At 40.9% G+C, this 12,074-nt stretch carries 10 protein-coding genes and 3 pseudogenes; 10 read left to right on the plus strand and 3 right to left on the minus strand.

Annotated elements, in window-relative coordinates:
* From WMO75_RS17180 to WMO75_RS17205, 6 genes and pseudogenes are all read left to right on the plus strand, one after another.
* Positions 1-660 (plus strand): hypothetical protein (locus WMO75_RS17180; RefSeq protein ID WP_349078585.1); only part of this gene is annotated, 660 nt, incomplete at its 5' end.
* A complete protein-coding gene (locus tag WMO75_RS17185; protein WP_117593952.1) occupies positions 650-1,129 on the plus strand; it encodes a hypothetical protein in 480 nt (159 codons plus the stop codon). The genes WMO75_RS17180 and WMO75_RS17185, both read left to right, overlap by 11 nt.
* A gap of 62 nt (positions 1,130-1,191) precedes the next feature.
* Positions 1,192-3,330, plus strand: coding sequence for a hypothetical protein (locus WMO75_RS17190; RefSeq protein ID WP_118050897.1), 2,139 nt, complete (start codon positions 1,192-1,194; stop codon positions 3,328-3,330).
* Positions 3,327-5,762: a hypothetical protein gene (locus tag WMO75_RS17195; RefSeq protein ID WP_243111601.1), complete on the plus strand. Its 2,436-nt coding sequence runs from the start codon at positions 3,327-3,329 to the stop codon at positions 5,760-5,762. Before WMO75_RS17190 ends, WMO75_RS17195 begins: the two co-directional genes overlap by 4 nt.
* A complete protein-coding gene (locus tag WMO75_RS17200; RefSeq protein ID WP_117593948.1) occupies positions 5,759-5,971 on the plus strand; it encodes a hypothetical protein in 213 nt (70 codons plus the stop codon). Before WMO75_RS17195 ends, WMO75_RS17200 begins: the two co-directional genes overlap by 4 nt.
* 217 nt (positions 5,972-6,188) lie before the next feature.
* Positions 6,189-6,948, plus strand: a pseudogene (locus WMO75_RS17205) (Rpn family recombination-promoting nuclease/putative transposase).
* Between the two features lie 91 nt (positions 6,949-7,039).
* Here the strand turns inward: WMO75_RS17205 and WMO75_RS17210 are convergent.
* Positions 7,040-8,149: an adenosylcobinamide amidohydrolase gene (locus WMO75_RS17210; protein ID WP_005422974.1), complete on the minus strand. Its 1,110-nt coding sequence runs from the start codon at positions 8,147-8,149 to the stop codon at positions 7,040-7,042.
* Between the two features lie 973 nt (positions 8,150-9,122).
* Here WMO75_RS17210 and WMO75_RS17215 point away from each other — a divergent pair.
* From WMO75_RS17215 to WMO75_RS17230, 4 genes and pseudogenes are all read left to right on the plus strand, one after another.
* On the plus strand, positions 9,123-9,485 hold the full coding sequence (locus WMO75_RS17215; RefSeq protein WP_005422970.1) for a hypothetical protein: 363 nt from the start codon (positions 9,123-9,125) through the stop codon (positions 9,483-9,485).
* Positions 9,486-9,695: 210 nt separating this feature from the next.
* Positions 9,696-10,679, plus strand: coding sequence for a DUF6017 domain-containing protein (locus tag WMO75_RS17220; protein WP_044925032.1), 984 nt, complete (start codon positions 9,696-9,698; stop codon positions 10,677-10,679).
* A 23-nt stretch (positions 10,680-10,702) separates the two neighbouring features.
* A complete protein-coding gene (locus tag WMO75_RS17225; RefSeq protein ID WP_005422968.1) occupies positions 10,703-10,921 on the plus strand; it encodes a DUF5348 domain-containing protein in 219 nt (72 codons plus the stop codon).
* Positions 10,922-11,018: 97 nt separating this feature from the next.
* Positions 11,019-11,444: pseudogene (locus WMO75_RS17230) on the plus strand (PcfB family protein); the annotation flags it as partial.
* Here WMO75_RS17230 and WMO75_RS17235 read toward each other — a convergent pair.
* A pseudogene (locus tag WMO75_RS17235) lies at positions 11,412-11,882 on the minus strand (relaxase/mobilization nuclease domain-containing protein); the annotation flags it as partial. The pseudogenes WMO75_RS17230 and WMO75_RS17235 overlap by 33 nt on opposite strands.
* A partial coding sequence (gene mobC, locus WMO75_RS17240; protein ID WP_349078587.1) for a plasmid mobilization relaxosome protein MobC occupies positions 11,843-12,074 on the minus strand: 232 nt, incomplete at its 5' end. The gene mobC and the pseudogene WMO75_RS17235, both read right to left, overlap by 40 nt.

Below are 12,074 nucleotides of genomic sequence, written 5' to 3' on the forward strand. Positions count from 1 at the left end.
GAAAAAGAACAGAATATGGATGTATCAAAGCAGATCTGTGTTCATAAGACACAGAATACGTTACTGGAATTTAATAGCTTTTTGCGGATGGCAGAACCAAAGGAGTTCTGGCATCTTCACGAAGACTTTGCCAGCGATTATTCCAGGATCCGGGCGGTCATGGTTGACTACAGCAAAGAAGACAGCATCAGTGTTTATGCAAATCTGAGTCCGGAAATCATAAAATACGTGTATTCCCGTATATGGAATAATGTACAGGAATTTAAATTCTTCCAGCAAAAGATCTTTTGCGAGGATAAAAATTCCAACACGGGAAGAGTTACAGTATTTTCCATACAGAGGAAGGTTCGCAACAACAAAGGAGAAGTTTTAAATTATCCGTGGGTTGTCAGGATACAGAATGGCACTGGTATAGCGATGCATAATGCCAATGGCGGGCAGTATTGTAAAAAAGACAGCTACCGGAAAGAAAAAGAGGTTACCATACAGCTGAAAGATGAGGAAATCTTCACACTGTTTGCAAGAACTTCTGCTGTGATCAGGGCATTTGAACAGGACTGCATGACACGCCGCAGACAGGCTGGAAATTTCCGGAACTTGTACAGAATGGTAGAAAAACTCATTGTTGGAACTGAGGAGGAAAAAGATAATGCTGCGTAAAAGAATAAAGAAGAACACATTGAAATGGAAAAAAATCTATGCGGAACAGCTTCTTGATATGATGGACGAGGAAGAAAATGCTTTACAGAAGATTTATCTGACAGGGTATGTACTTGAACTGAAAAAGAACCGGTATTTTGCCGGATGGTACAAAGACCGGATCGTTTGCCGTTCCCTGGAGTATGCACGTTATTTTCCGAGTGCTGAGGCAGCGGAAGAGTATGTACATAAGTATCTGGGATTTGCAGGCATGACCTGTTATATCTGCCACGTAAACTGGACGCTGGCTTCCTGCGGGAGTGAAAATATGGAGGATAACGAAGAAAACTTGTTAGAGGAAAATGGTAAAATCCTTTCGTTTGCAAATTATGCAGATGTAAAGCAATATCAGAAACAGCGAGGCATGGAACATTCTACAATGGCGATCACTTATGCAAGCCGGAAAAAGAAGATTATCCTGGCAGCATAAGAACAATTTTGGGGGACTGGCGAACAGTCCCCTTTTTATATGGGAAAACAGGAGGAAATTGGATGGAATGGAAGATTTATGAAGAATGGCTTGATATTACCCTGTACCGGCAGATGACGAACCTGATCTATAAGCTGTCATCTAATGAGGAAAAATATAAAATTTATATGCAATTAAAAGAAAATGACATGTTTCTGGAAAAGCCGAAAGTAGACATGGAAACCGCTTATGGACTGCACTATCCGGGAGAAGTCCTGGAGCGCATTGGAGAACATCTGACCTTGACAAAGCAGACATACCGTGCCCTCGGACTTGCCCTGGCAAGGATGATGCCTTTACAGGAGACCTGTATGTTCAATGGGGCACAAAAGGATCTGTTCTGGAAAAAGATGAAACAGATTCTTGGAGAGAAAGACCTGTTTTTGATCAGTATCAATTATATCTGTGAGGAAAAGGAAAAGAATCGGTGGAAACAGGCCATGCATGCGTATCCATTTGAGCGAGCAGAAGAAATGCTGTTTGCCATGTCCATCCTTCCGGATGATGAAACACTGTGGGAAGGCATAAAACAGAAACTTGCTGACAGCTTTTCAAAGAACCGGAAGATATCCGTATTTACTGAATGGAATCTTTTCGTGTGGATGGTAGGCAAAGTAATGACCAAGCTTAAAGGGTATCGTAAAAAGGATCTGGATATCCTGAAACTGCTGGCAAAGTTAGCAGTCACAAATGCTAAAAATGCGGATGCCGTTTTGGAAAAACGTATGCGTATGTTTGGATATTCCGACAAAGAGACCGCTTTTTTAAATTTTGTACTGATGTATTTTGTAGAGAGACCCGATCGGATAAGCCTTTCCGGGTTGACAGCAGAAAAAATTGGGCTGAATGTATTAGAGGCATTTTTGCCCGGAAAAGAGACATATCCAGAAGAGGCTTATGTACTTTGTTCACGGATTTTAAGAACATATGGGAAACTTTCTGTCCGTATCGACGGTAAAGAACGGCTGGAAAAATGCATGAATGAAACGTTCAGGGTGGAAAATGTAAAAACGTTTCTTACGTTGTTTCCATTTAGAAGTAATGAACCGGAAGAGTGGCACTACATTGATCTGACAGAAGAAAAATGGGATCCTCTGGTAAAAGAACTCTCTTCGGAAGAATTTGAAGCGTGTGTTACAGATACTCTGAAAGGCAAAACATACAGTACGAAAAGTTTGCTGAAGTATCTGGAACGTTATGAAAACCTTACAGGAAAAAGATACCAGGATGTTTTCTGGAAAAAGAGTGAGCCGGAACTTTACGCGGTTTTCAACCGGCTGATCCTGCATGGGATTTTGGATGGAAAAAAGTATCTGGAAGAGTTTGTAAAGGATTATAAAAATGAAGATCCAGATTTGGAAAAGAAATGGGAATTTATGGCAGGATATTTAAAAAGTGAAATAAAGGGTCTTTGTAATGAGCATTCCTATCCTATGCTGAAATTTCTGATCAATGAGATTGGAATGGATGGATGCGAATTCTTAAGCCCCTGGAGGATTTTAAAGGAAACTTTCTCCTTGGGATACTATGCTATCCAACATAGAGAGTGCGAATTTTTTTCTCCAGTTCTGGGAAAAGAGGAACACCGGGAACTGTTTTCAATGGTAGAAAAAAAGTTCTTTTATGAATATCCGGATATTTATCCAGAATACCTGACGGCCTTACTTTTAAAGGAAAGTACAGCACTTTGGATGGAACAGTCAGAAGCATATGAGCTTTCCAAATTGCTTCTTCCATTTATAAGTGATTCTTATCGAAGAGAAACCCTGTATCAGAAATATATGACAGAAGAGGATCGGAAAAGATATCAGGAACGGAAAGAATGGCTGAAGGAACAGAAAAAACGGATGGAACGCTGGAAAACTGAAAAAAACATCAAACAGCAGTTTAACCAGATGTTACGGGAAAACAGGAAAACGGATAAGGAGCTTCAGTCTATTTATGAGTTTTACAAGAACGGGCGGTATTCATATGGCTATAAGAAACTCTACTGTAAGATCGTTTCCTCGTATTTAAAAGATGATTTCGCAGGAACAGCGAAAAAGCCTATGGCAAAAAAGGAAGCTCTGTATCTTCTTAAACTAGCAGAAAATATGTACCAGGACGAATGCATGGAGTTAACGGAGATTAACGGATTAATAGAAAGGGCAGAGGTAGCATGATGATTGAAAGAATATTAAAGCACATGAATATTTACAAGGAAATGAAAAATGCAGCAATTCCCTTGAAACTGATAGGAAAGAAAGGGGAAGATTTCTGTATGAATGCAGCCAGATTGGTAAATCAGCAAGAACTTTCCGGTTTGATGGAGGGGTTAAATGAGGAGACGATTTCTTCTCTGATGGACGATCCGGAAATGCTCACCTACTTGGGAAAAATGAACAAAAAGGATTTTTCTATTTTAGAACCAGACCGCATCAGAATGATAGTAGAATGTGCAGGAAATGAAAAGCTGTCCGAATTTCCCTATGAAAAAATTGAAAAAGTATTGGCAGATAAGGAAATCCCGGACCGGATTGTATATGTTTATCTGAAATATTATGCTTTTCTGGAACCGAAAGAAGAGTTAAAGAAACAGCTTGTAGCAAGTCTTGAGACCTGCATTGGTGAGTTTGATGTTGCCCGGGCGGGGATAAAGATACGCATGCTTTTGATAAATCCGGCTTTTTCAACGGAGCTTCTTTATGAGCTGCTCAAGGATGAGGAATCATTGGCGTTACTTTTGAAGCAGGATCTGATGGAACTTGTAAATTATTTATCCGAGTTTTGTAAAGAAACGGAAAGCTTAAATAAAAAACAGCTGGAAGAACTGAGCCGGCATCCAAAAGAAATTCGGAATGGACTGGAAGTGATTCTCACTCAGATTCCAAAAGAATGGCAGGCCTCTTTTCTTCACTTGTGGCTTTGGAACGAATCATTATATGCAGACATTCCAAAGCTGATAAGATTTTTGACAGGTCCGGATGCAGATTTTGAAAAGGTTTCAAACGGAAAGGCAGCCTATGTGAACACTCTGTATGGAAATCCGCTTCCAGATATGGATCTTTATGAGCTGACTTTGGAAAAGACAGAGCTTATCCTGTATGCCATTACGAAACGAAAGAAACATTTCCTGGAACTTTTGCGAAAGAATGGAGACTGGCTTATAAACCTTGACAGGAATTCGTTGATTCTGGATGAAGAGGTTTATAAAAGATGCCTGAATCTAAATACTTTAAATGAGCAAAATTTAAGGGATTGTGAATATATGGTAGTTCCCTGGAGAAAGAGTGAAGAATCACTGTTTTCGAAGCCTCGTGTATTTGAAGAATTGAAAATCCTGTACAATGTAAAAGCAGTCTATATAGACCTGTATGATCGTTTAGCATACTCCAAAAGTGATGATCGTCTTCGGGTGATTCGTGAGTTGATAAAAAGAGACTGCCTGACAGATGCATTAGAGGAAAATCAGATTGAGCGATTGGCAGAAGCTTTGTCAAAAAAGCCGCTTTCCAGATGGATGCAGGAGGATTTTAAAAACATTCTGGATCTTCGGCATGAAACAGCCATATGGATTCTGATATTTTTAATGGATTTTACTGAACTTTTAAAAGAGCTTACAAGGGATAATCAGGTTTACTTCCTTTTACATAATCAGAATCTTTTAAATGGCTGTTCCGGATTACCTGCATTGATGGACAAACTGCTGGCCCAGGATCCTTCCTGGAAGAATTTAAAGACAGAATTGAATATTTCGGATGCTTTTGTCGTGGAAAATAAATCCAATATCCAGAAGTTCATTTATGAAGGCGGCGCAGAGATCATGACTTCCTTTCTGAACAGGCAGCCGAAAAAGAAGGAAGAAATTCGAAGAATCGTAAATGCTGAGTTATTAGGAAAATTCATGGAGCTGAAATACCATGGAGGAGATCTGGGACGGGAAATTGCTTTTCCAATAAAAAGAGATACAGAAGAAATCTGGAAAGAAAAGCTGCTGCGCGTGGATTGTGGATGGGAAATCTGGGAAGAGGACAGCCTGCTTCCGATCATGCAGATAGGAGAAGTACCGCTGCGCAGCTGTATTTCCTATCGGAATGGTCCAAATTGTGATTGTCTGTTATCCTGTTTTGATGCAAATAAAAAAATTATATTTATCAAACACAATGGTAAAATTGTATTTCGTGCAATCCTCCGTCTGACAAAGGGATCTTTTGTAGCTGCGGATGAAAGGAAGACGATTGAGTTTGTTGATGTGACTGTCAAAAGCGAACCACATGAAAATAAAGCAGAAGAACTGGTTTTGTTTTTGGAACGTTATTATCAAAGCGGACTTAGCGAACAGGAAATACGAAAAGCAGTAAATTTAACTGCTATGCTGGTAAAAGAAAAAGCAGAAAAAATTGGAGCAAGGCTTGTACTTAGCAGCAGTTATAAGAATGTTCTGGAAAATAAAAACTATGTTTTGACAAACTTTTATATGTACATTTCTGCATCAAAAAATGGAAGCCAGTATCTGGACAGCCTTGGAGGGGCCGCTGGTGTCAGTGCTTCCGGAAGCTATACCTGCAATACATTTTTGCTGGAAGCAGAAGAGAGGAGAGAAGAGAGCTTATGAATATACGAAGGGCAGGAAGAAAAGTAGTAAAAAATCAACATAAAGAGTATGGCATATATCGGATTGGTTTTGTAAATATTTATGGTGAAGAAGATGAAACAGAATTGGACGCCATGAACATCAATGATCTGGAAAGATTATGGCTGTCTCTTTGTCCAGAATTTGAGAGCAAAGGAGACAGTGTACGCTATGTGGAACGGGTAGGTTAAAGAACGTCCGATGCAATTCTGGGAAAAAGTGTCTTGTAAAGGTCATTCATTGATGCTAAGATAAAATAAACAAAAGCATTTTCGAAAATTTCTTCATAACATAAAAAGAATAAAGTGGGAAGTGACAGCGAACGTGGCAGATGAAAAAATTATGCCAGAGAACGGATTGGAAGTACGTTACGAAAGATATAAAGGTATTATTAAGAATTTTACACTCATGAGTGACATATTTATGAGAAATGTTTTCAAACAGAGAGAATGCCTGGAATGTTCTGCAGGTCATTATGGAAAAACAGGATCTGAAAGTAATTGATCAGATCATCCAGAAGGATTATAAGAATCTGCAGGGACGATCCGCAATCTTGGACTGTGTTGCCAGAGATTCCGAAGGCAAACAGTTTGACGTGGAGATCCAGCAGGATAATGAAGGTGCATCACCTAAGAGGGCACGTTACCATAGTGGTTTGATGGACATGAACACTTTAAATCCGGGTCAGGATTTTGATGAATTACCGGAAAGCTATGTGATCTTTATTACCAGGGATGACATCCTTGGGTATGGCTTTCCTATTTACCATATTGACAGGCATATCAAAGAAGCTGATGATAGCTTTCAGGACGAAGCACATATTATATATGTGAATTCCAGAAAACAGGAAGACACAGAACTTGGGAGACTTATGCATGATCTGCATTGTAAGAATGCGGATGAAATGCACAGTCCGGTTCTTGCAAAACGGGTGCATGAATTAAAAGACACGCAGAAAGGGGTTGAGCTTATGTGCCATGAAATGGAGAAAATTTATAGCGAGGGAATGGAAAGCGGCGAAAAGCGCGGTGAATTAAAGGCTAAAAAGGAAACAGCCCTTTCACTTGCTGAAATGGGATTACCTGTTGAAAAAATCGCAAAAGCTGTAAACCATAATGTGAATGAAGTCCAAAAATGGATTGATGAAAACATGTGTGTAGCGAAGTAAATAAAAATGATATTATAGTGGGTAAGTCGGTTTTCGACTTACCCATTTATAAAGTAAAAGTTAGAAATTTTTAGCACTATGTCCAATAATTCTAAATAGCAATATACAATAAAAGCAAATACATAAGCTGTTCTTTTAATGAAAAATGCAGCAATCCGGGCTGCTCCCATGCTTTTGCCGGATATGCTTTTTCAAAAAAGTCTCCATCTTTCCAATAGAGTCCATAAATCAGAAGACGTTTCCCTTCCCGGATAGCTTCCGGCTCCATAATCAATTCCCAACGAACCTGATCCATAAGGTGAAGATAAAGTGATACACATAGAACCAGGTTACTGGTACGATTGTGTGCGAGAAACTTCTGTTCTAATAATGAAGGCATTTCAAAAGAAATCTTAAAATCATTAAAAATTTCTCTGTATTCTATATAAAACTCCCATAAAGTAGCAGGTGTGATTTTATATCTTGCAGTACGTGCAGATAAAAGAAATTGCCTCGGGCCAGAGGCCGCTGTTTGCTTAAGAAGAGCTTGTTTTACGGCAGATTTCACGGATTTTCCAATCAGTTCACCAAGTTTGGAATGTCCAGAAGCATCCGTAAGAGTTCTGGTACCACAAAGATTAGAAGCGATTACAATTCCATCAGTCCCAGAACCTGTTGCGATTTCTTCGGAATAGCAGCTTCCCAGTAATAACTGAGAAACAGCAGCAGCTTTCGATTCTCCACAAAGCATCAGTGCTCTGGACATTGCTGTATCAGTCAAATTCTGATTAATGAACAGAAAAATATTGATCGTTCCAGGAAGAGGCATTTCATAATTTCCGTCCTCTTCGTAGTAAGAAGCAGGATCGCTGGGATGTATGCCATTGGAGTCAATTCCACCGGTCACAACAGCAGTTACCGTAAGATCCCGGAAGCATACTTCTTCTATAGCACGTAATTCAGTCCAGGCTGCGGTACTTAAGGCAGTAGTGCAGGAGGGTGAAAGACCAAGGGCGTGGACATGTGCAGCTAGATCTTTTTCATAAGTATCTCCAAGCATTTTACATTCATAAGAACCATTCATACAATTGATATTTACAGCATGAGAAAGGTGCCTTGTAAGGCCTCCGTTTAAAGGACTTGTGCTAAGAACTTTTGCTTTTTGTGAAAAAGTGAAGATGGTATTCCCCAATTTTTGCTCGCAGGTAAAAAATGTATTCATTACGTTTCCTTCTTGTGTATGTTTTTTTATTTATTTTATTAATATCTTTTGATTACGTCAATTAAAAGTGTTATCTTCTATATACTTTCGGGCATCAAAGGATATTGACTGGATGAAAAGGGAGGTTGATAGAATATTTAATGAAAATCAGATATAAAAAATGTATGTACAAAAGGTGAGAAATTGTCGCTATAAAACAATACTTTTATTTTCATAATCTAAAGATATCGAAACTGAACAGATTAATGTATATGAAAAAATATGAATTAATCTGTTTTTGTGTTATTATATAAAAATATGAATGCCCAATATCTACAAACAGTATAAGTTTTTAGGTCGTAAATCATTTTTAATTATAAAGGATTTTAATATGATAGATGAAATAACAATGAATGAATTAAGAAAATGAAAGATGAACTTCGTCGGCCAATGATGTTGCTTGTTAAAGCTCAAAAGAAATAAAAATATTATGAAGTAGGCAGTGCATAATTAAAAGAGAACTATAAATTATCGAGAGTTTTAGAAGCTTTTCTACAGGAAAATATAATTTTTACAAATTCTTAAAATTTATACCATAGTATCGTCATAAATATACTGTACATTAATAATTGCAGATGCTAATTAAGGTATCTCATTTTTAGATATTTTTCTTTTTCATATGCCGGTACGAAAGTATCGGTCTCCTTCCTTTTTAGGACGTATTATTATAATTTGCACAAATCTTAGCCCATAAGAGAGTGACGCTCTGCATATCCTCGGTAGAGCGTCCTTGTGCGTTTATGGATCTTATTTTTTATTGATTTGATAGACGCCAAACCTTTTATAAGTCCTCACAAATGTTTATAAACCAATGTGAAAATGGCTTAAAATCAAGGTTTTCCGCATATCTTCATTTTTCTTGTCATATCTCCGCATAAGGTGTTTTTGTAAGACCGGGCACCATTTTAGCACCACAGAATATAAGGAGGACGACATGAAAAACGAACTTTTGACTAAGGGTATTATACTTCCGTCCGGCGAAATCGGCAAGGATAAGATAAACCTTGTCGCCGGGGCAATCACGCAGCCGTTCGCGGAAATGGTATGGGTAACGACAGGCGGCGACATGGAAACAATCAACCGCCTTACCAACGTACTTGTAACCATGAACAACCCCACCGACCGGGGCAAGCTGTTCAAAATCATCAAACTGCTTTATGGGCTAATGGGCTTGCCTTTTTCAGAGGAAGCCGAGCCTATGGACGCAGACCCCGACGTTTTGGAATACTTCATCTTTTCTTTCATGGCAGACTTTGGAGAAGTCATGCAAGAACTGATAGCAGAAGAAATGAAATAGCGACCCGCACAGCGGCGTTTCTCACTCTCTCACTGGGAGAACAGGAACGCCGCTATTTTTATGCCCTCATGTTACGCAGTAGGGGCAAAAAAAGCCTTGATTTATCGGGCTTACAGAACGCAAAACAGAGGAAGCAAGGAAAAGATACCTTACCCCTCAAAATCCGCGTTCTACTGCGCAACAAATCTAAAGCAAAGGAGTGATGAAGCTATGGCAGTTTTCCGTGTGGAACGCAACACAGGCTACACCGTAATGAGCAACCACCACTTACGCAATAAGGAGCTTTCCTTAAAGGCAAAGGGGCTGTTATCTCAAATGCTGTCCCTGCCGGAGGATTGGGATTATACCCTTTCGGGGCTGTCCTACATCAACCGGGAAAGTATCGACGCTATCCGTACCGCCGTTTGGGAGCTTGAAAAAGCCGGATATATCACAAGGCGGCAGGGACGCGACGAGAAAGGCAAAATGACCGCTATCGAGTACACCATTTACGAACAGCCGCAGCCGCCGGAATTGGATTGCCCGGTATTGGAAAATCCAACAGCGGATAACCCGATATTGGAAAATCCGACAACGGATAATCCGACGTCGGAAAATCCAACGCAATTAAATAAAGATATACAAAGAACTAACTTACCAAAAAAAGAAAAATCAAATACGGATTTATCAAGTACCCATTCCATTCCTATCCATTCCCTAAATCCCTTGCCTTATGGCGAGGACGAAACGGCACAGCCGCCGGAACGGAAAAGAACGGAAAGGAACGACGCTTACAGAGTGTATGAGGAAATTATCAAAGACAATATCGCCTATGACATTCTCTTACAGGACAGAAGCCTTGACCGCGACCGTCTGAATGAAATTGTTGACCTCATGCTTGAAACCGTCTGTACGGCAAGAAAGAAAATCCGTATTGCCGGGGACGATTACCCCGCCGAGCTTGTGAAGTCAAAGTTTATGAAGCTGAACAGCGAACATATCCGCTTTGTGCTTGACTGTATGCAGGAGAACACCACGAAAATCCGCAACATCAAGCAGTACCTAAAGGCGGTGCTTTTCAATGCCCCGTCTACCATTGACAGCTACTATACTTCCCTTGTCGCTCACGATATGGCAAGCGGCGCGCTTGCACCGAGAAAGCCAAAGTACGGCGACCTGGACTATTACACCTACAACGAGGGCGAAAGCCTGTAAACGAAAAAAGGAGGATTTACCACATGGCACAGAAAACAGGAGCTTTGATTTTTGATGAAACCGCTGACCGCTACGACATTCGCTTTGACATTGCCGACTATTACGGCGGCTTGCATTGCGGCGAGTGCATGGACGTATTCACAGGCGGCAAATGGAAGCCGACCCGGATTGAGTACGGGGACAACTGGTATCTTGTAGGTATTCGCGCCGAGGACTTGAACGGGCTGCGGGTGCGGATTTAACGGGGCGGCGTGAACAACGGACGCCCTTTTTTCACGCCCAAAAGCGGCGTACCACCCTAACACTATCATTACTACCGGGAAAGGAGGACGGTAAACATTGCAGGACGAAATCAACGAAAAAGTGGTTGCGCTCTCGGTCAAGGGAGCAAAGCTGACCGCTGAAATGCTGCAAAAGGCAATCAAAGCCATGCTTGCACAGGCAAAAAAGCAGCAGGAAAAACAGCCCCACGGGAAGCAGACGCTAAAGCAGCTTGCGAAGCAGAACGCGGGGCTTTCCAACATTGAGATAACTGAGGGCAATATCAAAGCCTTTGAGCAGACGGCAAAAAAATACGGTATCGACTTTGCCCTAAAGAAAGACAGCACCGAAACGCCGCCCCGTTATCTTGTATTTTTCAAGGGGCGGGACGCGGACGCTCTGACCGCAGCCTTTAAGGAGTTTTCCGCAAAGAAGCTGACACAGGAGCAAAAGCCCTCTATCCGAAAGGCACTTGCCGCCTTTCTCCGGCACAAGGACGGACAAGCCGTTTTCCCGGCACAGCCTGTCGCTGATGTTGCGTATTCCGTAATAGGTGCGCTTGTTGGAAACATACTTGTGGTAGTCTACAAAGTTTACCGCACAAAAAATGATGTGGTTATGGATATGCCCTTTATCTATGTGAGTGGTAAGGACGTATTCATATTGCCCCTTTGTTACCGCGTCGGCAAGCTGTTTTCCGATTTCATGGGCTTTCTCATAATCGACTTCCCCCGGCTCAAAAGATTGTATCAAATGGTGTGCGAGGTTGTTTCCTCTGTCAAGAGCTTGCGACAATGTAAATCCGAACTCAATATCTGCCGTTTCATAGCTGCACCCGAACGAGGACACCAGCATTTTCCCGTCCGTCTTGTCCGGGTTTTGGATATAGTCAAGGGCTTTTTTTAACGTGCTTTTAATAGGCTTAATCTTTGTAACCGCCATATCTCCGCAAGCACCTCCTTGATTTCTTCTATATCCTCTTGGTAGACGCTGCCCGTCGCATTGACGCGCTTTGCAATCTGATTGACATTGACCCCGATTTTCTGTATCTCCGCTGTCATAGCTTTTATGTCGGCATGGTCTATCTGAATGATATACCCGTCGATTGCCATTTTCCGCAAGTAGGCTTCCATG

This window comes from Blautia intestinihominis (assembly GCF_040096655.1).
GTDB lineage: Bacteria > Bacillota > Clostridia > Lachnospirales > Lachnospiraceae > Blautia_A > Blautia_A intestinihominis.

Coding starts and splice junctions, on each gene's coding strand:
- WMO75_RS17185 (WP_117593952.1), top strand. CDS start 650: ATGCTGCGTAAAAGAATAAAGAAGAACACATTGAAATGGAAAAAAATC.
- WMO75_RS17190 (WP_118050897.1), top strand. CDS start 1,192: ATGGAATGGAAGATTTATGAAGAATGGCTTGATATTACCCTGTACCGG.
- WMO75_RS17195 (WP_243111601.1), top strand. CDS start 3,327: ATGATGATTGAAAGAATATTAAAGCACATGAATATTTACAAGGAAATG.
- WMO75_RS17200 (WP_117593948.1), top strand. CDS start 5,759: ATGAATATACGAAGGGCAGGAAGAAAAGTAGTAAAAAATCAACATAAA.
- WMO75_RS17210 (WP_005422974.1), bottom strand. CDS start 8,149: ATGAATACATTTTTTACCTGCGAGCAAAAATTGGGGAATACCATCTTC.
- WMO75_RS17215 (WP_005422970.1), top strand. CDS start 9,123: ATGAAAAACGAACTTTTGACTAAGGGTATTATACTTCCGTCCGGCGAA.
- WMO75_RS17220 (WP_044925032.1), top strand. CDS start 9,696: ATGGCAGTTTTCCGTGTGGAACGCAACACAGGCTACACCGTAATGAGC.
- WMO75_RS17225 (WP_005422968.1), top strand. CDS start 10,703: ATGGCACAGAAAACAGGAGCTTTGATTTTTGATGAAACCGCTGACCGC.